Annotated in this window: 19 protein-coding genes and 2 pseudogenes; 17 read left to right on the top strand and 4 right to left on the bottom strand. The window is 55.2% G+C overall.

Annotation, left to right across the window (positions count from 1 at the left end; genetic code table 11):
* Positions 1 to 137: 137 nt before the first annotated feature.
* The 8 genes from dnaB (at position 138) to U2W12_RS17210 (ending at position 8659) form a co-directional block, all read left to right on the top strand.
* A complete protein-coding gene (dnaB, locus tag U2W12_RS17245; protein ID WP_326501931.1) occupies positions 138 to 1532 on the top strand; it encodes a replicative DNA helicase in 1395 nt (464 codons plus the stop codon).
* A gap of 45 nt (positions 1533 to 1577) precedes the next feature.
* Positions 1578 to 2660 (top strand): alanine racemase, encoded by a 1083-nt coding sequence (alr, locus tag U2W12_RS17240; RefSeq protein WP_326501930.1) that lies wholly within the window; start codon positions 1578 to 1580, stop codon positions 2658 to 2660.
* Positions 2660 to 3799 (top strand): aminotransferase class V-fold PLP-dependent enzyme, encoded by a 1140-nt coding sequence (locus U2W12_RS17235; RefSeq protein WP_326501929.1) that lies wholly within the window; start codon positions 2660 to 2662, stop codon positions 3797 to 3799. The genes alr and U2W12_RS17235 overlap by 1 nt, the downstream gene beginning before the upstream one ends.
* 221 nt (positions 3800 to 4020) lie before the next feature.
* Positions 4021 to 4896, top strand: coding sequence for an NAD(+) kinase (locus tag U2W12_RS17230; RefSeq protein ID WP_326501928.1), 876 nt, complete (start codon positions 4021 to 4023; stop codon positions 4894 to 4896).
* Between the two features lie 7 nt (positions 4897 to 4903).
* Positions 4904 to 6583: a DNA repair protein RecN gene (gene recN / locus U2W12_RS17225; RefSeq protein WP_326501927.1), complete on the top strand. Its 1680-nt coding sequence runs from the start codon at positions 4904 to 4906 to the stop codon at positions 6581 to 6583.
* Positions 6580 to 7596, top strand: a complete 1017-nt coding sequence (locus tag U2W12_RS17220) for an agmatine deiminase family protein (protein ID WP_326501926.1) — start codon at positions 6580 to 6582, stop codon at positions 7594 to 7596. The genes recN and U2W12_RS17220 overlap by 4 nt, the downstream gene beginning before the upstream one ends.
* A 74-nt stretch (positions 7597 to 7670) precedes the next feature.
* A complete protein-coding gene (locus tag U2W12_RS17215) occupies positions 7671 to 8006 on the top strand; it encodes a DUF4359 domain-containing protein (protein WP_326501925.1) in 336 nt (111 codons plus the stop codon).
* Between the two features lie 125 nt (positions 8007 to 8131).
* Positions 8132 to 8659, top strand: coding sequence for a nucleoside triphosphate pyrophosphohydrolase family protein (locus U2W12_RS17210; RefSeq protein ID WP_326501924.1), 528 nt, complete (start codon positions 8132 to 8134; stop codon positions 8657 to 8659).
* Between the two features lie 407 nt (positions 8660 to 9066).
* Here U2W12_RS17210 and U2W12_RS17205 read toward each other — a convergent pair whose 3' ends face one another.
* Both U2W12_RS17205 and tnpA read right to left on the bottom strand, forming a co-directional pair.
* Positions 9067 to 9444 carry a rhodanese-like domain-containing protein gene (locus U2W12_RS17205; RefSeq protein WP_326501923.1) on the bottom strand — a complete coding sequence of 126 codons (378 nt, stop codon included), beginning with the start codon at positions 9442 to 9444 and terminating at the stop codon, positions 9067 to 9069.
* 342 nt (positions 9445 to 9786) lie between these two features.
* Positions 9787 to 10027 (bottom strand): annotated as a pseudogene (gene tnpA, locus U2W12_RS17200) (IS200/IS605 family transposase); the annotation flags it as partial.
* Positions 10028 to 10219: 192 nt separating this feature from the next.
* Here tnpA and hrcA point away from each other — a divergent pair.
* From hrcA to dapB, 5 genes are all read left to right on the top strand, one after another.
* A complete protein-coding gene (gene hrcA / locus U2W12_RS17195; protein WP_326501922.1) occupies positions 10220 to 11275 on the top strand; it encodes a heat-inducible transcriptional repressor HrcA in 1056 nt (351 codons plus the stop codon).
* A 62-nt stretch (positions 11276 to 11337) separates the two neighbouring features.
* Positions 11338 to 11967, top strand: a complete 630-nt coding sequence (grpE, locus tag U2W12_RS17190) for a nucleotide exchange factor GrpE (RefSeq protein WP_326501921.1) — start codon at positions 11338 to 11340, stop codon at positions 11965 to 11967.
* Positions 11968 to 12027: 60 nt separating this feature from the next.
* Entirely contained in the window at positions 12028 to 13968 is a 1941-nt protein-coding gene (gene dnaK, locus U2W12_RS17185) for a molecular chaperone DnaK (RefSeq protein WP_326502051.1), read from the top strand.
* A gap of 246 nt (positions 13969 to 14214) precedes the next feature.
* A complete protein-coding gene (dnaJ, locus tag U2W12_RS17180) occupies positions 14215 to 15348 on the top strand; it encodes a molecular chaperone DnaJ (protein ID WP_326501920.1) in 1134 nt (377 codons plus the stop codon).
* Positions 15345 to 16166 (top strand): 4-hydroxy-tetrahydrodipicolinate reductase, encoded by an 822-nt coding sequence (gene dapB, locus U2W12_RS17175; RefSeq protein ID WP_348529892.1) that lies wholly within the window; start codon positions 15345 to 15347, stop codon positions 16164 to 16166. Before dnaJ ends, dapB begins: the two co-directional genes overlap by 4 nt.
* Positions 16167 to 16230: 64 nt before the next feature.
* Here the strand turns inward: dapB and U2W12_RS17170 are convergent.
* A pseudogene (locus tag U2W12_RS17170) lies at positions 16231 to 16485 on the bottom strand (GTP-binding protein); the annotation flags it as partial.
* A gap of 144 nt (positions 16486 to 16629) precedes the next feature.
* A complete protein-coding gene (locus U2W12_RS17165; RefSeq protein ID WP_326501917.1) occupies positions 16630 to 19311 on the bottom strand; it encodes a bifunctional acetate--CoA ligase family protein/GNAT family N-acetyltransferase in 2682 nt (893 codons plus the stop codon).
* 313 nt (positions 19312 to 19624) lie between these two features.
* On the opposite strand from U2W12_RS17165, the gene U2W12_RS17160 reads away from it, so the two are divergent.
* The 4 genes from U2W12_RS17160 to U2W12_RS17145 all read left to right on the top strand — a co-directional run bounded on the left by U2W12_RS17160 (position 19625) and on the right by U2W12_RS17145 (position 26529).
* Positions 19625 to 20554 (top strand): VacJ family lipoprotein, encoded by a 930-nt coding sequence (locus tag U2W12_RS17160; protein WP_326501916.1) that lies wholly within the window; start codon positions 19625 to 19627, stop codon positions 20552 to 20554.
* Between the two features lie 14 nt (positions 20555 to 20568).
* Positions 20569 to 22893, top strand: a complete 2325-nt coding sequence (locus U2W12_RS17155) for an alpha/beta fold hydrolase (protein ID WP_326501915.1) — start codon at positions 20569 to 20571, stop codon at positions 22891 to 22893.
* A gap of 181 nt (positions 22894 to 23074) precedes the next feature.
* Positions 23075 to 24214 (top strand): thiolase family protein, encoded by a 1140-nt coding sequence (locus U2W12_RS17150; RefSeq protein WP_326501914.1) that lies wholly within the window; start codon positions 23075 to 23077, stop codon positions 24212 to 24214.
* Positions 24211 to 26529: a 3-hydroxyacyl-CoA dehydrogenase NAD-binding domain-containing protein gene (locus tag U2W12_RS17145; RefSeq protein ID WP_326501913.1), complete on the top strand. Its 2319-nt coding sequence runs from the start codon at positions 24211 to 24213 to the stop codon at positions 26527 to 26529. The genes U2W12_RS17150 and U2W12_RS17145 overlap by 4 nt, the downstream gene beginning before the upstream one ends.
* The last annotated feature ends 53 nt before the right edge of the window (positions 26530 to 26582 follow it).

Genomic DNA, 26582 nt, shown 5'->3' with positions numbered 1-26582 from the left:
TTTTACTCCCAATGAATTTTCTCAATATGCAGGATCACTGCACTGAGGTAGCGCGAATTTTGATAAAATAGCAGTATATCAAATCGCGGGCGCTTGCCCCACTCATCATTACCCCACTCTTTTATCTTTGCCATAAGATGCCTGATAGCCTTACCTTTCCGCGCGACTACGCGCATGATTCATTAAAAGTTCCGCCCAGTTCGATCCAGGCCGAGCAATCGGTGCTGGGCGGGCTGATGCTGGACAATCAAACCTGGGACTCGGTCGCGGACAAAGTGTCGTCCGACGATTTTTACCGCAAGGATCATCGGCTGATTTTCAGAACGATCGAGAATCTGGCCGAAAAGCAGATTCCTTTCGATGTGGTCACCATTTCCGAAGCCCTGGACACGATCGGCGAACTCGACAATGCCGGCGGCCTGGCTTATTTGGGCATGCTCGCGAAGGACACGCCGAGCGCCGCGAATATCGTAAGTTATGCGAATATCGTGCGCGACCGCTCGATCTTGCGCCAGCTGATCCATGTCGGCACCGACATTTCCGATTCCTGCTTCAATACCGAAGGCCGCGACACCTCCGAACTGCTCGAAAACGCCGAGCGTGAAGTGTTCAAGATCGCCGAAAACCGGCAAAAAGGACAAAGCGGCTTCCAGCCGATCAAATCGCTGCTTTCGCGCGCGGTCGACCGGATCGAGGTGATGTTTGCCCAGGAAGGCTCGATCACCGGCGCGAGCACCGGCTTTACCGAACTCGACCGCCTGACCTCCGGCCTGCAACCGGCCGATTTGATCATCGTCGCGGGAAGGCCTTCGATGGGAAAAACCACGATCGCGATGAACATGGCCGAAAATGTCGCGATCAAGAGCCGCCAGCCGGTCGCGGTGTTCAGTATGGAAATGCCGGGCGATGCGCTGGCGATGCGGATGATGTCGTCATTGGGACGCATCGATCAGCATAAGGTGCGGACCGGTAAACTCGAAGACGACGACTGGCCGCGGCTAACTTCGGCGATGAGTTTGCTGGCCGAAACCAAGCTGTTCATCGATGACACCCCCGCGTTGACGCCGACCGAAGTGCGTTCAAGGGCGCGGCGACTGATGCGCGAGCACGGCCAACTGGGACTGATCGTGCTCGACTACCTGCAATTGATGCAGTCGCCGAGCAGCGGTGACAACCGGGTGCAGCAAATCTCGGATATTTCGCGCGGTCTGAAGGCGCTCGCAAAGGAACTGAATGTGCCGGTGATTGCGTTGTCGCAGTTGAACCGAAACCTCGAACAGCGGCCGAACAAACGCCCGCAAATGTCGGATCTGCGCGAATCTGGCGCGATCGAACAGGACGCCGACTTGATCCTGTTCGTTTACCGCGACGAAGTCTATAACGAAGACAGCCCGGACAAAGGCATCGCCGAATTGATCATCGGCAAACAGCGTAACGGTCCTTTGGGTACCGTGCGCCTGACCTTCCTCGGCCAATTTACCCGTTTTGAGAATTACGCAGGGACTCAGTATGACCAGGATTATTATGAATAGCGCGCCTCCCCGCCTGATGACTCTTCCGGCATGGAGAACTGATCGATGAACCCCGCCGCCTATGCCGTTCTGAATACCGAGGCAGTAAAACATAACATGTCCATCGTCAGGCGCCACGCGCCTGACGCGAAAATCATGGCGGTGATCAAGGCCAACGGCTATGGTCACGGCTTGCTGCGTATCGCCGCAGCGTTGACCGGCGTCGATGCGTTCGCGGTCGCCCGTGCCGATGAAGGCATCAGATTGCGTAAAGCCGGCTTCGCCCAACCGATCACGGTGCTGGAAGGCTTTAGGAACAGCGAAGAACTCGATGCGTTTTTGCAGCAGGGCCTCGATACCGTCGTGCACTCGTTTCAGCAACTCGAAATTCTCGAAACTCGTCCGGAATCGGCAAAACTCGGCGCCTGGCTCAAGATCGACACCGGCATGAACCGGCTCGGCTTTCGTCCCGCCGATGCCGCCGGCGCCTGTCAACGCCTGCGGCAATGCCGAATCATTGCAGGCCCGATCCGCTTCATGACGCATCTGGCCAATGCGGACGACAAGAACGATGGCAAGACCGTGCAGCAGATCGCCTTGTTCAACGACACGCTCGCAGGCCACGCCGGCGAACGCAGCATCGCAAACTCGGCCGGAGTGCTTGCCTGGCAAGAAGCCTTGTCCGACTGGGTGCGGCCCGGCGTGATGATCTACGGCATCTCGCCATTTCCGGAACTGACCGGCAAGGAGCTCGGCTTGCACCCTGTCATGGGCCTTTACTCGCAGCTGATCGCGGTCAAGCCGGTATACAAGGGTGAAACGGTCGGTTACAGCGGCACCTGGCGCTGCGCCGAATCGACGCTGCTCGGCGTGATCGCGATCGGTTACGGCGATGGTTATCCGCGCTATGCGAGAGCCGGCACGCCGGTGCTGGTGAACGGCCGCCGCGTGCCGCTGATCGGCCGTGTGTCGATGGACATGATCACAGTCGACTTGGCTTCGGAACCGGGCGCAAAACCCGGCGATCCGGTCACCTTATGGAACGACGATCTGCCGGTCGAGGAAATCGCGCAATGCGCGGACACGATACCTTATACGCTGGTATGCGGAATCACCCAACGGGTACAAATCATCGAACGAGAAAACTGATGTCCCATTCAACACGGCACCCCGAATTCCCTTTAAGCGAAGAGCTGATTTATTTTAACCACGCCGCGGTCGGGCCATGGCCTGACAGAACGCGCCGAGCGGTGGTCGAATTTGCCGAGCAAAACTGCCGTTTCGGCGCGGCGTTTTATCCCGACTGGCTCAAAAAGGAATCGCTGCTGCGCGAACAGTTGCAAGCGTTAATCAATGCGCCGAGTTCCACCGACATCGCGCTGGTCAAAAATACCTCGGAAGCGCTTTCATTCGTCGCCTATGGCCTGGACTGGCAATCCGGCGACAATATTGTGACCAGCGACGAGGAATTTCCGTCGAACCGGCTGCCCTGGGAGTCTCTCGCCGCCAAGGGCGTCGAACTGCGCCAAGCCGGCCTGTATTCTGCCGAGTCGCCGGAAGATGCCTTGTTTGCCCTGGTCGACCGAAACACACGTCTGTTGACGGTCAGCTCGGTCCAGTTCGCGACCGGCCTCAGGCTCGATGTCGAAAAAATCGGTGCATTCTGCAAGCAGCGCGACATCCTGTTCTGCATCGATGCGATTCAAAGTATCGGCGCAGTACGTTTCGACGTCCAGGCCTGCCAGGCCGATTTTGTGATGGCCGACGGCCATAAATGGCTATTCGGACCGGAAGGCCTCGGCGTATTCTATACGACGCCGGAAGCCCGGAACAGGCTCAAGCTGACGCAGTTCGGCTGGCACATGATGAAGGATACGCACAACTACGAGAACCATCCCTGGGAAATGCATCCGACCGCCCGCCGCTTCGAATGCGGCAGCCCGAACATGCTCGGCATTCAGGGGCTATCGGCCAGCGTGTCTCTGCTGCTCGAAACCGGCATGGAAACAATCGAATCCTTGTTGAGCGAAAGAGTGGATTATCTCCGGGAGCGCATCGAACGGCATGCCGAACTGGAACTGCTTTCCCCTACCCCATCGGCGCTGAAGTCCGGCATCGTAGTGTTCAAACATAACACGGTTCCAAACCAAGTGCTTTATCCGTATCTGATGCAACACAAGGTGATCTGCGCGTTGCGCGGCGCCGGCATCCGTTTTTCGCCGCATTTTTATAACGGCCTGGAGCAAATCGACCAGGCGCTCGCGATTATCGACCGCTATCCGGATTGAGCCGCTTTACCACCCGTTCCGCGCCCAGCCAGCCATTTGGATGATATTTTTCAACAACTAACTTATCGCGTTATCCACTGATGTTTAGAAGAGCGCGCTTCAGCATTGCTGCTGCGCAATGCCCAGGCTCCATCGGATAAACTCCCTTCCGCCTCGCAATAACGATAATGCAATAACAATTTTTTTGTATAATCGCCAACTTTACCGGCAATCTTCTTGCAATGCGGACTTCCTTCAAAACCATCGGCATCATCGGCAAACCCAGCGACCCCAGCATTGCCGAGACCTTGTCGCTGATTTACGATTATTTGCGCCAGGCAGGTTATCGCGTGATCATTGCCTCGGACAGCGCCGAATGCCTCCGCGATAAAAAAGCCGTCTCGGTCGAGACGGATATGCTTGGCCAGCATTGCGACCTGGTCATTGCGGTCGGCGGCGACGGCACCTTCCTGGCCGCCGCGCGCGCTATCGTCAATTACGGTATTCCGCTGATCGGCGTGAATCTCGGCCGGGTGGGTTTTCTGGTCGATATTTCGCCGGACGAATTGCCGGGCCGTCTCGAAGCGACCCTGCAAGGCCATTACAAAGAGGAAGAACGCTATTTCCTGCGCGCGAAGATCATCCGCGACGGCCGGGTCATCCACGAAGAGATCGCGTTGAACGAAGTCGCGGTGCACCGCTGGATCACGCCGAGCATGATCGAAATAGTGACCCAAATCGACGGCGTGTTCCTGAACTCGCAGCGCTCTGACGGTCTGATCGTTTCGACCCCGACCGGCTCGACCGCTTACGCCCTGTCCGCGGGCGGGCCGATTTTGTCGCCGTCGTTAAATGCGTTGGTGCTGGTGCCGCTGAATCCGCACACGATGTCGAACCGGCCCATCGTGATCGAAGGCGGCGCCGAAATCGAACTGAGCTTCTGCCAGACCAAACAGATACAGGCCCTGGTCACCTGCGATCATTTGCAAATTCCCGACGTGCTGATCAGCGATAGGATTCTGATCAAAAAAGATCCGAAACCGATTAAAATTCTGCACCCGGAAGATCATGATTTTTTCCAGGTCCTCCGCAAAAAACTGAACTGGAGCAACGGATGAGAACATCATGCTGTTGAATTTGACCATTATCGATCTGGCCGTCGTCAAAACGCTCGATCTCGAGCTCGAAAAAGGCATGTCGGTGTTGACCGGCGAGACCGGGGCCGGTAAGTCGATCCTGTTGACCGCGCTCGGACTCGCGCTCGGCGACCGCGCCGATTCCGGCTACGTGCGCCCGGATGCGAAACGCGCCGAGATCAACCTTGAATTCGATCTCGCCGATGCGCCTCTCGCGCGCGGCTGGCTGGCCGAGAATGACCTCGATGACGGTGAGCATTGCCTGATCCGCCGTGTCGTGAATGAAGACGGCCGTTCGAAGGCTTATATCAATAATCGCCCGGTCACCCTGCAATCGCTTCAGGAACTCAGCGAGAAACTGGTCGAAATTCACGGTCAGCACGCGCATCTGACGCTGCTCGGCGCGGATGAACAACGCCGTCTGCTCGATGCATTCGCGAAGAACCAGCCTCTGCTCGACAAGCTGAATGCCTGCTACCGCCAATGGCATCAGGCGCACCGGGAGCTGGCCGCGCTGAAAAAAGCCAGCCTCGATCATAGCGAGCGCGAGGAATTGCTGCGCTATCAACTGGACGAATTGACTCAGCTCGATCTGGCGCATTTCGATTATCAAGCCTTGTCCGACGAACACAGCAAGCTGGCCAATCTCGGCCAGATTCTGAGCGCCGGCCAGCGGCAAATCGATGTGCTGTATGAAAACGACCAGGTGTCGGTGATCCGGATGCTCGGCCACTGCGTGAACGAACTGAACCATCTGGCCCGCTTCGCGCCGGAACTTAACAACGTATGCTCGTTGCTATCGGAAGCGCAGATTCAGATCGAGGAAGCCTCATTGGAACTGCGCCGTTTCCTCGAATCACAGGAAGCCGATCCGAAACGGCTGGAAGACCTCGACAACCAGATCGGTGTGATCCAGAGCCTGAGCCGAAAACATCATGTCGCGCCCGAAGATTTGCCGGAACTGGCGCGAAAACTCGCGCACGAACTCGACAATTTGACGCACAGCGAAGAGCGAATCGGCGCGCTCGAAGCGGACGTTGCGAAAACTCTCGATCAATACCGGCAACTGGCCGCCGAATTGACCGCACAGCGCCAACAGGCCGCCGCCCGGCTTGGCCAGCAGATTTCGGCGATGATCAAGGAACTCGGCATGCCACAAGGCGAATTCCGGGTCGAACTGAGCGAACTGGACGGCAACGAACCGAAAACCAACGGCCTAGACAAGATCGAGTTTCTGGTCAGCGCAAATCCCGGCATGCCGCCGAAGCCGCTGGCGAAGGTCGCTTCCGGCGGCGAGCTCGCGCGGATCAGCCTTGCGATCCAGGTCACCACGTCGAGTGACAAGACGACGCCGACGATGATCTTCGATGAGGTCGATTCCGGCATCGGCGGCGGCATTGCCGAAATCGTCGGCCAGAAGCTCAGAAGCCTGAGCCAAAACCGCCAGGTCATGTGCGTGACGCATCTGCCGCAAGTCGCCGCGCAGGCGCATCATCATCTGTTCGTCGAGAAAAACCAAGAGACCGACATCACCTCGTCGAGTGTGCGCGTGCTAGACCACGAGGAGCGCGTGTTCGAAGTCGGCCGCATGCTCGGCGGCGTCAACCTAACCGAAAACACTCTGGCGCACGCCAGGGAAATGCTAACCTTAGGAAACACACATCCATGATCCGATTTCCAGCCGAATGGGAACCCCAATCCGCCGTCTTGATCGCCTGGCCGCACGAAACCGGCGACTTCATCCATCTCGACGAAGTCGAGACCTCCTATCGTTTTATCGCCGAAACGATCAGCCGCTATGAACGTCTGTTCATCGTCTGCCGCGACGAAGCGCACGAAAGCAGCATACGCGGCCTGATCGACCACAGTCGCAATATCGTTTTCATCCATGCGAAGGTCAACGATATCTGGGTCCGCGATACGGTGTTTCTGACCGTCGAGGAAGACGGCTTGCCCGTGCTGCTGAACCTGCGTTTCAACGGCTGGGGCGGAAAATACGCGTATGAGCACGACAATGCGCTGAATCAGAACCTGCTGGCCGCCGCCTTGTTCCATGGGGCGAAAACCCGCGACGTCGATTTCATCCTCGAAGGCGGCAGCGTCGAAAGCGATGGTAAAGACACGATCATGACGACTCGTCAATGCCTGTTGAACCCGAACCGGAACAAAGGCCTGACGAAACATGAGATCGAACGCCAGCTTGGCCTGAGCTTCGGCGCCACCCGCGTATTCTGGATCGATCAGCCGAATCTGCCCGGCGACGATACCGACGCGCATATCGACACGCTGGCGCGCTTCTGCAACGTCCATACCATCGCCTATACCGCCACGAACGATGAAAGCAATCCGTTGCACGACAGCCTGAAGAACATGGAGAACCAGCTTCAGGCGTTGCGGACACGCTCGAACAAACCCTACCACCTGGTGCCGTTGCCGCTGCCGCAAGCGATCTTCGACGAGGAAGGGCGCCAGTTGCCTGCTAACTATTCGAACTTCCTGATCATCAATCAGGCGGTGATGGTGCCGGTCTATGACGACCCGATGGATACCGTGGCGCTGGAAAGACTGGCCGGCTGTTTTCCCGAGCACAAGATCATCCCGACCCCGTGCCGCCCTCTGGTGCATCAGTACGGCAGTCTGCATTGCATGACGATGCAGTTTCCGGCCGGTGTATTTAACTAAGCATTGACCCTTCAATACCGATAGGGCGGCACACAACAAATCGGTTTGCCGCTCTATCTTTTTGCAAGAGTATCATGAAATTGCTGGCCTCTACCCTGATCCTGATCGCTTTCCTCGGATTTCTGGCTTACACCAATCCGAAAATGGACAGCTACGACCGCTTCATCAATCAACGCATTCTAGAAAAAACCCAGAAAGCCAAAGATCCGCTCCAAGGCATGATCGGCTCTGTACTGGGCGGATTTGCGTCCAGGCTGATGGTCCAGCAAACGGAGAGGAAGGATTATATTATTTTCAGCACCTACGATACGCCGATCGGCAATCAACATATCCGTGCGATCGGCATTCTGAATCATTTTTACCTGACCGAAGATCAAGTTTTCGAAAATCAAGTATCCCAGTCGCCTTAAAATGAACCAACTGCTGCCGCGCTAAGTCATAAAACGGTGGTTAATATGAAGTTGAGTTTTCTCGTTGGTAAACCTCATTTGAGCGGTTTGCGAAAGCAAAAAGTTTCCATCTTAAGAAGGGGGCCATGAATAAACATTTGCAATTGGTCAGAGAATTCCGGGAAAAACTTGATTATCCGGCAGCAAGCGGTCATGTCTCCGACATGCATATCGTCCTGCGGCAGGCATGGCTGATGGACGCTGGCAAGCAGGCTCTCCTGGCGATCAAACAGGGAGACATGGCCAAGATTCTGACGCGGCTGACCGCGTTGGTTTATCTTGCCTTGAACGCAATCGCGGAGCAAGGCTGCGAGTCCGAGGTGGACAAGCAGCCGGTATTCTGGCGGCATGACGGCACGGTGTTGTCTTTAATGCGGCTGATTAGCGAACGAATCAATGCCTGCTCGTCAGGACGCTGCAAAGATTATTCGGAGCTTTATTGCGTCACTGCGCAAATAACCAGCAGTTTTTTGAATGCGGATTTTGACAAGGCATTCAGCGCATTTCATCAACACCAACTGGAAACGGGAACGGCTTACGGGCTGGAAGTCGAAAATCAGGGCGAAGTTGACTGGAGAAAGCTGCCTGATTTAAGCGATTGTCTTTACGAATGACGTTCTTGATTCTACTTTGTTAGTACGATAGTCATCGTTAATCATGTTGAAATTTGAGAGCTGCCCCCGCCAACCCCGGCAATAGAAAAGCACGTGCCTACCTGGACGATAAAAAAGGACCAGGATATCGCCATCCCAGGCACAAAACTATCCATGGCCAATCTTTTGTCTCCACGCTGCGATTTTGATTTTTTTCAATGTTTCTTCAGAGTTGAAATCGTAGAAGAGTAAGTTCTGCATGGGCACGAAGCGCGTATGCTCACACAGTTATACATTTTTAGGCCATCTATTACGATAGCATATTGTGCCATTGTTCAAAGCCAACAGTCGTTGCAATAGGGTTTACGCCAACCGCACTTAATCAACCCCTCTTTATCGTGTTGGCGAAACAGCCCATCCCATGGGCCTCATTCAAACTCAAGCCCCGCTTTTTTCCAGGCCTTGGCGCCACCTTCCAGATTAATCAAGTTACGGTAGCCCAACTCATAAAGAGACTTTGCCGCCGCATTGCCCATTGGTCCGCCTTCGCAATAGAGATAAATCGCCGTATTTTTATCCTTGGGCAGTTTGTCCCGGTATTTCGCGACTTCGTTGTAAGGGATAAACAGATCGGTGCCCTTGATATGGCGCTGCTGGGGCGTGTGCACGTCAACCAGGAATATATCCTCATTTTGCATGATTCGGCTTAATTCGGTCGCGGTGATCATTTTCAAATAGTCCGGCTTTTGAAACATGCAGCCGGTAACGAATATCATCAATGCGATAACGGCAGAGGATTTTTTCATTGCTTTTGTTTTGAAGTACATAAGATCAATTAGCCCATTGATAAAAAGAGTACCCGGAGGGCGGACACGGCGCCTAGCCATGCACCGGCAATGCCATATTCTACCGAAATTCACTTGCAGCCTGGATGGGCAATCAGCAGTTCGATAGATATTGGCATGTGCGTTTCGACATAATACCGCAAATCAAATCGGCTGCCTTGATTATTCGGGCAGTTACCGCCCTTTATTTAGCCTCCTAAAAGTGGTCCACTAATCAACCCCCGGCTTAGGCCGGGGTTGATTTACTAACTGAAAGTCCGGATACGCGTCGGCTAAACTACGCGTCTTAATCGGGTTCCATCTTTTTATCCGCCTCATAATCTCGCTTGGCACCAAATTCGGCGGCGCACTCACCAAAATATGCACTTGGTCTTTGTTCTCCACGCCTCGGATAATCCGAATATCAAAGGCTGCGCACGCTTGACGAACGATCTCTCACGCGTTCCGCAACCTCGCCCTTCAGAACCTGATAGCGATATTTTGTAACCCAGACAAAGTGATATTCAATTTGGAAAACCGTATGGCTCCCGTATCTATAATCCATCGCATACCTCCATGTGCTCTATTTTCGCAGCTAAAGCTCACCGGCTAAAGCCGGTGGTTTAAAGGCAAGGGATGTGCTTTTATCAAATTGTTTCGAATAGCTTTGTTGACAACAAACGGCCGTGCTGCTAACTTGATCCGTTGGCACTCGCGCCGACAGAGTGCTAAAAAACGATTTCTGTTAGAGGTTAGTGTGACTCATCCGCATCCATTAAATGAACGCTCGTTGCAATTATTGAAGACGTTGATCGAACGTTATATCAGTGACGGGCAACCGGTCGGGTCGCGCGCGTTGTCGAAAGACTCCGATTTAAAATTGAGCCCCGCCACGATTCGCAACGTAATGTCCGATCTTGAGGACTTGGGGTTGATTCATTCACCGCATACGTCTGCGGGCAGAGTGCCCACAGTCAGCGGCTACCGGTTGTTTGTCGATAGTCTATTGACCGTCAAGCCGCTCGAACTTCGCGAGATGAGCCGGCTGCAGGAAAGCTTGTCTGCGATCGACAATCAGAGCAAGGCGCTCGGCGTGGCTTCGCGCTTGCTTTCCGAGTTGACCCAGATGGCAGGCGTCGTGACCTTGCCAAAGCGCGAATTGTTGTGTCTGCGCCATGTCGAGTTTTTGCCGTTATCGCATTCGCGCGTACTGGTCATCTTCGTGACCAATGAGCAAGAAGTACATAACAAGATCATTCATACCTCGCGCTTGTTCAGCCCTGCCGAATTGCAACAGGCGGCTAATTATCTGAATTCGATCTATTCGGGGCGCAGCCTGGCGGCGGTGCGCGACGCGGTGCTGCAAGAGTTGCAGGATGACCGCGAAGAAATGAATCAATTGATGCTCGATGCGATCAAGATGGCGCAGTTGGCATTCGAGCCTGACGATAACAAGGAAGATTTCGTACTGAGCGGCGAAACCAATCTGATGGGTTTTTCCGAATTGTCCGACCGCGATCGGCTCCGTACCCTGTTTGAAGCGTTTAGCCAGAAACAGAGCGTGATCCATCTGCTCGATCAATGCATGAAGGCCGACGGCGTGCAGATTTTTATCGGCGAGGAGTCCGGCTATCAGGCGTTCGATCATTGCAGCCTGGTCACCTCGTCCTATTCGGTCAGCGACGAAGTGGTCGGCGTGCTTGGCGTGATCGGCCCGACGCGGATGGCTTATGAAAAAATCATTCCGTATGTCGATGTGACCGCAAAATTATTGAGTGCCGCCTTGAATCCGAAATCCGCATCCCCATCATAACGTTCAGACGATTTTGGGCGCGCTCTCATGCGCATGACTAACTTTTTGCAGGAAAATTTTGAATGAGCAACGATCAGGAAAACACCAAAGCCCAGGTAAACGCCGAAATTCAGGCACCCGTTGAACCGGTACAAGAAACCGAAGCGCCGGCAACCGAATTGGCTGAACAGGAACCGACAGTAGAAGAATTGCAGGCCAAACTGGCCGAGGCCGAACAGAAAGCGCAGGAAAACTGGGACAAGGCGGTCAGAACGGTCGCCGAAATGGATAATCTGCGTAAAAGAACGCAGCGGGATCTCGAAAGCGCGCACAAATTTGCGCTGGAGAACTTCGCGAAAGCCTTGTTGCCGGTGCTGGATAGCCTCGTTCTCGGCCTTCAGGCCGCGACCGGAGACAGCCCGGAAGTACAAAAATTCCGCGAAGGCAGCGAACTGACCTTGAAGCAATTCGAAGCGGCATTCGACAAATTCCACATCGAAGCGATCGACCCGCTCGGCCAGCCTTTCAACGCCGAACAGCATCAGGCGATGATGGTGCAGGAAATCGAAGGCGCCGCGCCGAATTCGGTCGTCAATGTCTTCCAAAAAGGCTATAGCTTGAACGGACGCCTGCTGCGGCCGGCAATGGTGGTGGTCGCGAAAGCGCCGCAAAAACCGGAAACAATGCCCCCGATTATCGACGAACAGGCTTGAACTCGCACAAACAGCCCCCATATACAAAAACAAATTCAACCCTAATAAACAAATTCAAGTCTGGAGCATTCAATGGCTAAAATTATCGGCATAGATTTAGGCACGACCAACTCTTGCGTCGCGGTCCTCGAAAACGGCGTCGCGAAAGTGATAGAAAACAGCGAAGGCGCGCGCACCACGCCGTCGATCATCGCTTTCACCAGTGACGACGAAGTACTGGTCGGCCAATCGGCCAAACGGCAAGCGGTCACCAATCCGAAGAACACCCTGTTCGCGATCAAACGTCTGATCGGACGCCGCTTCAAGGACGATGTCGTACAAAAAGACATCAAGATGGTGCCGTATAAGATCGCCGAAGCCGAAAACGGCGACGCCTGGGTCGAAGTGCACGGCAAGAAAATGGCGGCGCCGGAAATCTCCGCCCGCGTGTTGATGAAGCTGAAAAAAGACGCCGAAGCCTATTTGGGCGAAGAAGTCAAAGAAGCGGTGATCACCGTGCCGGCATATTTCAACGACTCACAACGTCAGGCGACCAAGGACGCCGGCCGTATCGCGGGCCTCGAAGTCAAGCGGATCATCAACGAGCCGACCGCATCGGCGCTGGCTTTCGGCATGGACAAGCCGAAAGGCGACACCAAGATCGCGGTCTATGACCTCGGCGGCGGTACCTTCGATATCTCGATCATCGAAATCGCCGAAATCGAAGGCGAGCACCAGTTCGAAGTGTTGTCGACCAACGGCGACACCTTCCTCGGCGGTGAAGACTTCGACGCGCGCATCATCGAATATCTGGCGTCCGAATTCAAGAAAGAAAGCGGCGTCGATGTGCACAATGATCCGCTAGCGCTGCAACGTCTGAAAGAAGCGGCCGAAAAAGCCAAGATCGAGCTGTCTTCAGCCCAGCAAACCGACGTGAACCTGCCGTACATTACGGCCGATGCGAGCGGTCCGAAACACTTGAACGTGAAACTGACCCGCGCGAAACTGGAGTCTCTGGTCGAGGAATTGATCAATCGTACCAAAGGCCCTTGCGAAGTCGCGCTGAAAGACGCCGGTTTGAAAGCCTCCGAAATCAATGATGTAATCCTGGTTGGCGGCCAAACCCGGATGCCGAAAGTTCAGGACATGGTCAAATCCATTTTCGGTAAGGAACCGCGCAAGGACGTGAACCCTGACGAAGCGGTGGCCTTGGGGGCAGCGATCCAGGCTGGCGTACTCGGCGGCGAAGTCAAGGACGTGCTATTGCTCGACGTGATTCCTTTGTCTCTGGGTATCGAAACCTTGGGCGGGGTAATGACTAAGCTGATCGAGAAAAACACCACGATTCCGACCAATGCGTCGCAGGTGTTCTCGACCGCCGACGACAATCAAACCGCGGTGACCGTGCATGTCTTGCAGGGCGAGCGGGAAGTGGCGTCCGCGAACAAATCGCTGGGCCGTTTCGACCTGAGCGATATTCCTCCAGCGCCGCGCGGTATTCCGCAAATCGAAGTGTCTTTCGACATCGATGCGAACGGTATCTTGAACGTGTCGGCAAAAGACAAAGCAACCGGCAAGAAGCAATCGATCGTGATCAAGGCTTCCAGCGGTCTGTCAGACACCGAAGTCGACCGCATGATCAAGGACGCCGAGGCGCATGCCGAGGAAGACCGCAAACTGACCGAACTGGTCAGCGCGCGCAACCATGCGGACGGTCTGATCCATGCAACCGAGAAATCGATCAAGGAACTGGGCGACCAGGTCGGCAGCGACGAAAAAGCCGCGATTGAAAAGGCGATCGAAGAACTGAAACAGGCTTGCAAAGGCGACAGCAAGTCCGAGATCGAAAGCAAAACGAATCATCTGACCGAACTGTCGGGCAAGATGGCGGAGCGCGTCTATGCGCAAAAATCGGCATCCGAAGGCGGCGAGCATGCGGGCGGGCATTCCGCTTCGGGTCATTCCGATGACGGCGTGGTCGATGCGGAGTTTGAAGAAGTCAAGGACGACAAGAAAGGCTAAAGCTTTGTAGGGTGGGCAATGCTTTTCTGCCCACCGATTTCATCTGCAAACGGTGGGCAAACGACGACTGCATGGGCGCAGGAGGTAGAGCAATGCAGGAGCAATTGCCGACGACTGCATGGACGCAGGAGATAGAGCAATGCAGGAATAATTGCCGATAACTGTTTACCCACCCTACATTTTACTTGCAGGAACAGGCATTTGCCTGCTCCTGCAATTTTGTTTAAAGCCACTCAATAACAACACATGGCAAAAGAAGATTATTACAAGCTTCTCGGTGTGGATAAAAACGCCAGCGATGAAGAAATCAAAAAAAGTTATCGCAAGATGGCGATGAAGTTTCATCCTGACCGTAACAAGGATAATCCCGAGCAGGCGGAAGCCAAATTCAAGCAGATCAAGGAAGCGTACGAAGTCTTGTCCGATGCGAAAAAACGCGCCGCTTATGATCAGTTCGGTCATGCCGGCGTCGATTCATCAATGGGCGGCGGCCGTTACGGCGGCTTCGGCGCTGACAGTTTCAGCGACGTCTTCGGCGACATGTTCGGCGATATTTTCGGCGGCGGCCGCCAGCGCGGCGGCGCGCAGCGCGGTTCCGACCTGCGCTACAATCTGGAGCTGACGCTCGAAGAGGCGGTGGCTGGCACCGAAGCGAAGATTCGAGTACAGGTATTGACGACCTGCGGCGAATGTTCCGGCAGCGGCGCGAAGAAAGGCACCTCGCCGGTGATCTGTTCGACCTGTCACGGTCACGGCCAGGTCCGAATGCAACAAGGCTTCTTTGCGGTGCAGCAAACCTGCCCAACCTGCCGCGGCACCGGCAAGCAAATCAAGGACCCGTGCGGCAAATGTTACGGACAAGGCCGCGTTCAGGATACCAAAACGTTGTCTGCCAAGATTCCGGCCGGCGTTGATACCGGCGACCGTATTCGTCTCTCGGGCGAAGGCGAAGCCGGCGAGTTGGGTGGACCGCCGGGCGATCTGTATGTGCAGATTCAAGTCAAGGATCATCCGATCTTTACGCGTGACGGAGCCAATTTGTATTGCGAAGTGCCGATCAGCTTCCCCACTGCCTGCATCGGCGGCGATCTGGAGGTGCCGACCCTGGACGGTAAGGTCAGTCTGAAAATCCCACCAGAAACTCAAACCGGAAAATTGTTCCGTTTGCGCGGCAAGGGCGTGAAACCGGTTCGCGGCGGCCCTGTCGGCGATTTATTGTGCCGGGTGCAGGTTGAAACGCCGGTGCACCTGACCAAGGAACAAAAAGATTTGATCGCGCAACTGAATGAATCGCTGATGGGCGGCGGCAAGCATCACAGTCCGCAGGAGCATTCGTTCATCGACGGCGTGAAAAGTTTTTTCGATAAATTGACAGGATGAGCACAATGCTTCGAATTGCAGTAGCGGGCGTCTCCGGCCGCATGGGTTCTTGTTTGGTCAGGGCGGCCGATGCGGCGGCCCATGCGGAGTTTACCGCCGCGGTGTCGCGCATCGGCAGTCTTGCGGTTGGCAAGGATGCGGGCGAATTGGCCGGGATGGGGCCTATCGGCGTGCATGTGGTCGACGATCTGTCAGCGGTGCTCGATCATTTTGATTTGCTGATCGATTTTACCCGTCCCGAGACCTCGATGACGCTGATAGAACAATGCCGTGCTGCCGGTAAAAAGGTCGTGATTGGCACGACCGGCTACACGCCGGAACAAAAACGGACAATCGAGCAAGCCGCCCGGAATATCGCGATCGTATTGTCGCCGAATATGAGCGTCGGCGTGAACCTGTCGTTGAAACTGCTCGAAATGACCGCCAGGGTGATGGGCGACGGCTGCGACATCGAAATCATCGAAGCACATCATCGCCACAAGGTCGATGCGCCGTCCGGCACGGCGCTCAGAATGGGCGAAGTGATCGCTGCGACGCTGGACCGCGACCTGAAAGACTGCGCGATCTACGGCCGCGAAGGCCACACCGGCGCGCGCGACCGCAAAACGATCGGTTTTTCGACGATTCGCGCGGGCGACATCGTCGGCGATCATACCGTGATGTTTGCGGACGATGGCGAACGCGTCGAAATCACGCACAAGGCGACCAGCCGGATGACCTTTGCGAACGGCGCGGTGCGCGCGGCATTATGGCTGAAGGACAAACCGAGCGGCCTATATGACATGCAGGACGTCTTGGGCTTGAAAGCGCTCGGCTGAAGCCGGAGCCGTCTTCCTCGTACGGACGACTGGGAACGCCGAGCCCCGGCTCGGCGTTCCCGGGCTACAGCATTCCGGCCGTGATAATGAAATCCTCGACGTCCTTCAATCCTTCGCTTTTTTTCAGATTGGTAAACACGAAGGGCCGTTCGCCACGCATTTTCTTCGCGTCGAGATCCATCACCTCCAGTGACGCGCCGACATGGGGCGCCAGGTCGGTTTTGTTGATCACCAGCAAGTCCGAGCGGGTGATGCCGGGACCGCCCTTGCGCGGGATTTTGTCGCCGGCTGACACGTCGATCACGTAAATCGTCAGATTCCGTCGTTTTGAAGTAAAACCAACCCGCAAATGATGGGGTGAAATAAAAGCCTCCGCATCATTTAATAAATCCGATCGTTATCACCTTCGTCCTTCCTTCACGTGAAGAGGGAAGGAAAAACGGCTTCCTACCTTACAAAAACCCTACTGTCGTAAATCCTTGACCACACGCACGACTTCGTGGTCACCGGGAATTTCTTCGATGCTAAAGCCGAGCTTAGTGACAAATGACAGCATCGGCTTGTTCACGGTCAACACTTCGCCTTCGATAAATGCAATGCCTTTGAACTTCGCTGTGCGCATCAAGGTTTTCATCAGACGAGTGCCGATGCCCTTACACTGGCAGTCATCGGACACAACCAAGGCAAATTCGACCGAACGGCCGTCCGGGTTCATGATGTAGCGGCCGACGCCGTATTCCTTCGGCGGGATTTCTTGCTCGGAGACCGCGATAAACGACATTTCGCGGTCATAATCGATCTGTGTGAAACGCACGATCATTTCCGGCGTCAGTTCCTGCAGCGCCTGCATGAAACGAAAATATTTGCTGCGTTCGGAGAGGCGGTGCACGAAATCTTTTTCCAGATCGCCATCTTCCGGACGAATCGGTCGAATCGTAATGTTGATGCCGTTTGCCAGTTGATAATGCTCGGTCAATTCATGCGGATAAGGATGAATCGCCATGTGTGCGTACGGCATCAGTTCGTGCGATAGCTGCGTCTTGATCCTGGCGTCGACCGCCATCACGCCGTTTTCGTCGACAATCAACGGATTTATGTCGAGTTCGAGGATTTCCGGCAGTTCGCTGACCATCACCGAAACATTCAGCAAGACGTCAATCAGGGCTTTGCTATGGGCCGGAGGCAATTGCCGAAATGCGGCCAGATATTTCGCGGCCTTCGTTTTCGCAATGATTTGACCGGCCATATAGGCATTCAACGGCGGCAGCGCGACCGACCTATCCTGTAAAATTTCGACCAGGGTGCCGCCAAGACCAAAGCTGATCGCCGGACCAAACACAGGATCACGAATCACGCCGATCATCAACTCGCGCCCGCTCTGCGACCCGACCATCGGTTCGATCGTCATCACGATTTGGCTGACTTCCGGATGCGTCTGTCGAATCGCCGCTTCCATTTCGGCAAAAATACGTGACACTTCGTGCACACTGCGAATGTTCAGCCTGACGCCGCCGATGTCGGTTTTGTGGCTGAACTCGGCCATGTTCACCTTCAATACCACAGGGAAGCCCATCGACTCGGCCACGATCATCGCGTCCTTCGCATCCGTAACCTTGATCGTTTGCGTGACCGGGATGTGAAACGCGGCCAGAATAGATTTCGATTCCTGCGTGGTCAGCACCTGCCGTCCTTCGGACAAAATGCGCTCGATAATCAGCCGCGCGCCGTCCACATCCGGAGCGCGCAGTTCTTCGGTAATGGAAGGTATCTGTTTGAGCAAAATCTGATTGTCGTGATATTTCGCGAGAAACGAAAAGGCATCGACCGCGACTTCGGGCGTGTCGAAATGCGCGACCCGGCTGTTTTCAAACAGCGCCCGGCCCTCCTTGACCTTGGCGCCGCCGGTCCAGGAGGCGAGCACCAGCTTGCTGCAGGTTTCGGCCGCCTCGATCACGCAATGCGCGATTTGCGTCGGATGAGTCATCGCTTGCGGCGTCAGTATCACCAGCACGCCATCGACATTCGGATCGTGCAAACAGGCTTCGAGCGCTTTCTGATAGCGCTCGGCGGTCGCATCGCCGAGAATGTCGATCGGATTGCCGTGCGACCAGTGCGCCGGCAATACCTGGTTCAAGGCATCGATGCTTTGCTGACTGAGTTCGGCCATTTTTACGCCGACATCTCCGGCACGGTCGGTGCTCATGACGCCAGGCCCGCCGGCATTGGTGATGATCGCCAACCGCGCCTGCTTGACCAGATAATTGTTAACCAGGATGCGCGCGGCCGAGAACAGTTCCGCGATACTGTAAACCCTGACCACGCCAGCCCGCTCGATCGCCGCATCGAACACATCGTCGCCGCCGACCAGCGCGCCGGTATGCGACATCGCGGCCTTGCAACCCGCCTCATGGCGGCCGGATTTGATCAGAATCACCGGCTTCAGCCGTGCCGCGACTTTGAGTCCGCTCAAAAATCGGCGCGCATCCCTGACACCTTCGACATACATCAAGATACCGGTCGTTTTGCTATCCAACGCCAGATAATCCAGCACTTCGCCGAAATCGATGTCGGCCGCGCCGCCCATCGACACGACCGTCGAAAAGCCGATGTCGTTGGCTTGCGCCCAATCCAGAATCGCGGTGCAGACCGCCCCCGATTGCGACAGCAGCGCCAGATTGCCGTCCTTGACCGGGCCATCGCCGAAGGTCGCATTCAGATGGACGCTCGGGCGGATTACCCCAAGGCAATTCGGGCCGATGATGCGAATGCCGTAGCGATGTGCAATATCCAGAATCTCATCCTGCAGGCGTTTTCCTTCCGCGCCCAGCTCGCCGAAGCCGGCGCTGATGATGATCACACAATTGATGCCTTTGTCTCCGCATTGCCGCATGATGTCGGGTACGGTAGCTGCTGGTGTCGCGATCACGACCAGATCGAGTTCTTCAGGAATCGAATTAATGTCGCGGTAAACTTTGCAACCGAGTAAAGTTTCGTGTTTCAGATTGACGGGATAAATGCCGCCTTTGAACCCGGCTTCCTGCATATTCAGCAATAGCCGGTGTCCTACACTGTCAGGGCGTTCCGATGCGCCGACGATGGCGATTGATCGGGGTGAGAAAAAACGGCTGAGATAATGAGGGCCCATAATGCTCCGGCGGTGAATAATCCTGTAGTCGGAAAAATTTTAGCATTTTGACTAACTCGACAGGTTAAATTTTGCCGACAACAACATAGCAGGACAGTAGAGCCGCCAAAGGCAATTCCGGCACTTCTTGCCGCAATCAAAAGAACTTACAAATTCTATAGCCGCTTGCAAGCGCGATGAGAAACGCCATCTGTTGATTTTCCGATCAAAATGAATGCATTGTAATGCATTAACCGCTCAATCGTTCCCTTTTAAACGCTATACTGAGTTAAAATGCACCCGTCAAAGTTAATAAGCGCTAACAAATAAATTTATGTTTCAAAACAAATTCATGTTGAATTCGGTATTACTCGGCAATCTGGTCATTGGCTGCTTGCTGAGCGGCTGCGCATCGGAACCGGCCCAACCCAAGGATGAGTGGGAAGGCTGGAACCGAAGCGTTCATGGTTTTAACGACGGCCTGGATAAGGCGGTGATCAAACCGGTTGCAAAGGGTTATCAAAAATATGTGCCGGAACCGGTCAATCAAGGCGTCAGCAATTTTTTCGGCAACATCACCGATATCGGCGTCACGGTCAACGATTTGTTGCAGCTCAAAATGCTGCAAGGCGGCATGGACCTGGGCCGTTTTCTGATCAATACGACCGCGGGCGTCGGCGGATTATTCGACATCGCGTCCAAGCTGGATCTGCCCAAGCATAACGAAGACTTCGGCCAGACACTCGGTTTTTGGGGAGTACCTTCCGGAAATTATCTGGTATTGCCGCTGTTGGGCCCGAGTTCGCCGCGCGATGCGGTCGGCCTGCTCGGCGATGCGCTGCTGAATCCGCTCACCTATATTTCCTTTGGCGGCAGCACCGCGGTCGGTGCGGCGGTTACCGGAGCGAAAGCGATTGAGGTTACAGACACGCGCGCCGATTTGCTGAGTTCCGAAAAAATTGTTGATGAAGCGTCGGTCGACCGTTACGACTTCATCAAAAATGCTTACCAGCAAAACCGCGAATATCTGGTTTATGACGGCAATCCGCCGGAGCAGGAAGACAACGAGTTCGATATAGACGACCTTACGGGAAATACGCCGAATAAAGAGCATTCGGCCAACGTCCCGCAATCGTCAACGAGCGCCGAATTGCCGCCGGTCACGCAGGGAGCCAAAGATTTGGGGCATCTGAACGATAATTCGGGCCCCGCACCGGTCGTGAACCGTTCGCGGCGAATGCTGCAACTGACGGCACCGGAATAAGAAGGTTCCGCACCATGAGCAAACCGTCCTACCCCGAAAACTGGAACGACATCGATACTGGACTCTATTACCGGTCGGTCAAGATTTTCAATCAAGTACGTAAATTGCTCAGCGTAAAAATGAAGATGCACGCCGATGAACAGGTCGAAAAAGGCGACATTTTCCTGTTCAATCATTTTTCGCGCTTCGAAACCTTCATTCCGCAATTTTTGATCTTCGAACAGTCCGGGGCTTATTGCTGCGCGATCGCCTCCGGCGAATTTTTCAAGGAAGACACGGTGTTGGCCCGCTATCTGGGCAATGTCGGCGTGTTTCCGCACAACCATCCGCGTTTGTTTCAATTGTTGGCCGCGCAGATTCTGCGCGGCCGCAAGGTGATCATCTTTCCGGAAGGCGGCATGGTCAAGGACCACCGCGTGATGGACGTGAAGGGCCATTACAGCGTGTATTCCAGAATCACCGGGGAACGCCGCAAACACCATACCGGTGCCGCGGTGTTGGCGCAGGGCCTCGAAATTTTCAAGGATATGGTCCGCACCGCCTACCAAAACAAGAATCATGCGCAGTTGGTGCGCTGGAAGGAACAACTCGACCTCGACAGCCTCGATCAACTGTTGACCTCCGCGCTCAAGCCGACCCTGATCGTTCCATCCAATATCACCTTTTATCCGATTCGTTCATCCGAAAACCTGTTATTGACCAGCGTCGAATTGTTTTCGAATGGCCTGTCGATGCGCCAAACCGAGGAACTCCTGGTCGAGGGCAATATCATCTTTCGCAATACCGACATGGATATTCGAATGGGCGAACCGGTCAATCCGCTCACAACCTGGAACTGGCGCACACGCGCGCTGCAAAAAAAAGTCGCCGCCGAACTGACTTCACTCGACGATATTTTTGCAATGCCGATGGCGCCGAAAAACTGGAAACATAAGCTGCTCGGCGCGTATTTGAAAAACAGCGCGAACGAGACGCGCAATCAATACATGGAAGAGATTTACGCGAATGTGACGATCAATCTGAGCCATCTTGCCTCGACGCTGATCATGCATTGCATCGAAAGCGGCATTACCTCGCTTGAACGCCAACGCTTTTACACCGCGCTCTATATCGGCGTCAAAAAACTGCAAAAAAACGCATCGATCCATCTGCATCGGAGCCTGTTGAATCCTAATGATTACAACAATCTGAATCTCGGCACGAATAACCGTTTCGAACATTTCATCGAGATCGCCAAAGCCTCCGAACTGATCAAGGAAGATCGCGATAATTACCGCTTTTTACCGAAACTGCTCATAGAACATGATTTCGATCTGATCCGGCTCGAAAATCTGATTGCGGTTTACAACAACGAAGCCGAGCCGATCACCGCGGTCAGCAAGACGATGATTAACGCACTGAAAGCATGCGACAGGCTCGATCCGGAAGAACTCGCCGCCTGGCAATTTGAAGATGAACAGATGGATCTGAAATGGGAACTGCACACCTACACCAAACCGGTTTACGAAGACATCAACGACCACGAAACCGCCTCCGAAGACCCGTCGCCGTTTTTTCTGCAACCGGTCGAAGAAAACGGCATCGGCGTATTACTGATTCACGGTCTGCTCGCCAGCCCCGCGGAAATGAAAGGCTATGGCGATCACTTGGCCCATCTGGGTTACACCGTGATGGGCGTCCGGCTGAAAGGCCACGGCTCGTCGCCTTATGCATTGCGCGATCAAAGCTGGCAAGACTGGTACGCGTCGGTCAGGCAAGGCTTTGAAATCCTGAAGGCACATTGCCGGCAAATCGTCGTGACCGGATTTTCGACCGGCGGCGCGTTGGCACTGAAACTCGCCGCCGAAAATCATCCGGAAATCCTCGGCGTCAGCGCCGCTGCGGTGCCGCTGAAATTTATCAATACCTCCTTCATGCTAGTGCCGCTGCTGCACGGCACGAACCGGTTCGTGGACTGGGTTTCATCCTATGAAGGGGTCAAGCCGTTCATCGAAAATATTTCCGAGCATCCGCGCGTCAATTACCGGCATGTACCGGTCAGAGGCTTGTTCGAACTGCGGCTGTTGATACAGCAGATGGACGAGTTCCTACCCAAAATCAGACTCCCGGTACTATTGATGCAGGGCGATCGGGACCCGGTCGTTTCGGTCAAAAGCGCCCCGGAGTTGATGAATAAACTGAAAACTCCGGATAAACAATTGAAGATATTGAAGTCCGACCGCCACGGCGTGATCATGGAAAACATCGATGGCGCCTGGCATCATAACGATGAATTCATCAGCCGTTGTGTGCATGAAACAAACGCCAGAGAAATCAGTCGAATTGCGGGAAAGGGATAATTGGACAGCAACACGCGATACTTTATTATAGAAAACGCCTGCGGAATACGAATAGGGAATCCGGTGGATAGTAAGCGCATGGCACATATCACCCCATTCCATGCCCTACCCTTTTTTGCCCGCCGTGCCTGTTGTCGTCCGGCCACAAGGCAACCTCATGAATGAAACAGGAGTCAGATTTATGAAAAACGTGGTTATCTCCGGCTACTGCCGATCGCCGTTTACCCCTGCAAACAAGGGCTTTCTGAATAAAGTCAGGCCTGACGACCTTGCCGCCCAGGTCATCAAGGGTTTGATCGACAAAACCGGCGTCGATCCCCACGACATTGAGGATCTGATCCTGGGTTGCGCATTTCCCGAAGGCGAACAGGGCATGAATGTCGCCCGCCTGATCGGACAGATTGCCGGACTACCGGTCACCGTGGCCGGCACAACGGTCAATCGTTTCTGCGGTTCGTCGATGCAGGCGATCCATATCGCCGCCGGCGCGATTCAATTGAATGCCGGAGAGGTTTTCATCTGCGCCGGGGTCGAATCGATGACGCGGATTCCGATGGGCGGTTTCAACTATATGCCGAATCCGGTTTTGTACCAAAATTATCCGGAGGCTTATATCAGCATGGGCGATACCGCCGAAAACCTAGCCAGGCAATATCATCTTTCGCGCGAAGAACAGGAAGCCTTCGCGCTCTTGAGCCAGCAAAAAGCTTATAACGCGCAACTGCAAAATCATTTTGCCGAAGAGATCATCCCGATTTCGACACCACTGGGCCTTATCGACCAGGACGGCTGCCTGCGCCCCGATTCGAATGCCGCCTCATTAGCGCAATTGGCGCCGGCATTTCAGGCCGACGGCACCGTCACCGCGGGCACCTCATCACCGTTGACCGACGGCGCGGCGGCGGTACTGGTTTGCAGCGAAGAGTATGCCGATGCGCACAAACTGCCAAAACTCGCGCGGATTAAATCGATTGCGGTGTCGGGCTGCGCGCCAGAAATCATGGGCATCGGCCCGGTTTCCGCCACGCATAAAGCGTTAACGCGGGCGGGGCTCGATCTCGACGACATCGACATCGTCGAACTGAACGAAGCCTTTGCCGCGCAAGCGCTCGCGGTTTTGAAAGCGATGCCGATACCGATCCACAAGCTTAATCTCGACGGCGGCGCGATCGCCTTGGGCCATCCGCTCGGCGCGACCGGCGCCCGGATCACCGGCAAGGCGGCCAGTTTGCTGCTGCGCGAGGGCAAACGCTATACACTCGCGACCCAATGCATCGGCGGCGGCCAAGGCATTGCGACGATACTGGAGGCGATCGGATGAACATACAACATGTCGCCGTGATCGGCGCTGGCGTCATGGGCGCCAGCATTGCCGCCCATATCGCGAATGCCGGCTGCAAGGTCATACTGCTCGACATCGTGCCGGAAAATGCCGCGGACCGCTCGACGATCGCGAAAACCGCGATCGAAAAACTGCTGAAAGCCGATCCCGCGCCGTTCATGCACAAGGATAACGCGCGCCTGATCACGCCGGGCAACATCGAGGACGATCTGCCGAAACTTGCCGAAGTCGATTGGGTGATCGAGGCGGTGATCGAGCATCCGGGTATCAAAAAATCGCTGTATCAAAAACTCGATTCGGTTTGCCGAAACGACTGCATTATCTCCTCGAATACCTCCACACTGCCCTTGCGCCAGCTGGTGAAGGACCTGCCTGAAAGCTTCCGTCACCGTTTTCTGATCAGCCATTTTTTCAATCCGCCGCGCTACATGCGCCTTTTGGAACTGGTATCAAGCCCCGATACACGACCCGATTTGCTCGAAGCAGTCAGCCGCTTCGCCGATCGGAATCTCGGCAAAAACTGCGTCGTCTGCCATGACACCCCCGGCTTCATCGGCAACCGGATCGGCATTTACTGGACACTCTGCGGCCTGCACGAAGCGATCAATTTAGGCCTGACCGTCGAACAAGCCGACGCGGCGGTCTCGACGCCTTTCGGGATTCCGAAAACCGGCATCTTCGGCCTGCTCGATCTGGTCGGCCTCGACCTCATTCCGCACATTCTGACCAGCATGGCCCAGGCGCTGCCGCCCGGCGATGCCTTTCATCGGCTCGGCGCGCTGCCTGAAGTCGTGCAAAAAATGATCGCAGACGGTTATACAGGCCGCAAGGGCAAAGGCGGCTTTTATCGCCTGAATAAACAGGGCGGCGGCAAGATCAAGGAGTCGATCGATCTCGGCACAGGGAACTATGCGCCTTCCATAAAGCCCGACATGGGCGCGCTGCTGGAAGCGCAAAAATCCGGCTTCCAGGCTCTGTTATCCGATTCCGATCCGGCCGCCGTCTTCGCCTGGCGAGTCATGTCGAAAACGCTCGCTTATGCGGCCCGCCTCGCGCCCGACATCAGCGACGATCTCACCGCGATCGACGCGGCGATGCGCGACGGTTATAACTGGAAGTTCGGCCCTTTCGAATTGCTCGACCGGATCGGCGTCGCTTGGTTTGTCGAAAAACTTGAGGCCGAAAAGCTGCCCCTGCCGCCGCTGTTGACCAGCAAACAGCCGCTCTACATCGTCGAAACCGGCAAACTGCATTTTACCGGTTTTGACGGCATCTATCGTCCGGTTACGCGAGCCGCCGGCGTCGAATTGTTGTCCGACGTCAAACTGCGCGGCGCGCCGGTTTTGCAAAACCGTTCGTCCAGCCTCTGGGACGCGGGCGACGGCGTGGCCTGCCTCGAATTCCACAGCAAGATGAACACGCTCGACATGGAGATCATGGAACTGATCCGGCACAGCGTCGACAAGGTGCAAAGCGAATTCAAGGCGCTGGTGATACACAACGAAGGCGAAAATTTCTCGGCCGGCGCGAATCTAGGTCTCCTGATGCACGCGATCGATCACAGCGACTGGGCCGGCGTTGCCCAGTTGATCACTACCGGCCAGCAAACCTATCAGACCTTGAAGTACGCGCCGTTTCCGGTCGTCGCCGCACCGAGCGGCCTGGCGCTCGGCGGCGGCTGCGAAATCCTCCTGCACTGCGACGCGATTCAAGCTCATGCGGAGCTTTACATGGGGCTCGTCGAAGTCGGCGTCGGTCTGATTCCGGGCTGGGGCGGCTGCAAGGAATATCTGCGTCGCTGGCTGGCGTTGCCGAAAAGGCCGGGCGGTCCGATTCCGCCTATCGTCAAGGCTTTCCAGACCATCAGCCTGGCGACCGTATCGAAATCGGCGGTCGAAGCGAAGGAATTACTCTTTCTGGGCAAGAACGACGGCATCACGATGAACAAACTGCGCCTGTTGGCCGATGCGAAAGCAAAGGCGCTGACATTGGCCGAAAACTATGCCGCGCCGCAGCCGTCCGTGTTTCCGCTGCCCGGTAAAACTGCAAGGGTGATGCTGAACATGGGCGTCAAAGCCTACCATGTTCTTGGCAAGGCCACCGATTACGACCTCGAAGTGCTCGGCCAACTGGCTAGAGTGCTGAGCGGCGGCGACAGCGATATTACCCAGCCGTTGAGCGAAGAGGCCGTCCTGGCGCTCGAATGCGAAGCCTTCGTCGAACTGGTCAAAAATCCGGGTACGCTGGCAAGGCTCGACCACATGCTGAAAACAGGAAAACCGCTCAGGAATTGACATTCACGAGCGTCTCTAGGCGCGCCAGGAGAATCAGCGCTCCCATAACAACA

The sequence above is a fragment of the Methylomicrobium sp. Wu6 genome, assembly GCF_035916875.1.
Classification (GTDB): domain Bacteria; phylum Pseudomonadota; class Gammaproteobacteria; order Methylococcales; family Methylomonadaceae; genus Methylomicrobium.
Note: the sequence above shows the minus strand (reverse complement) of the source record. Positions and strands in the feature narration are given on the sequence as shown.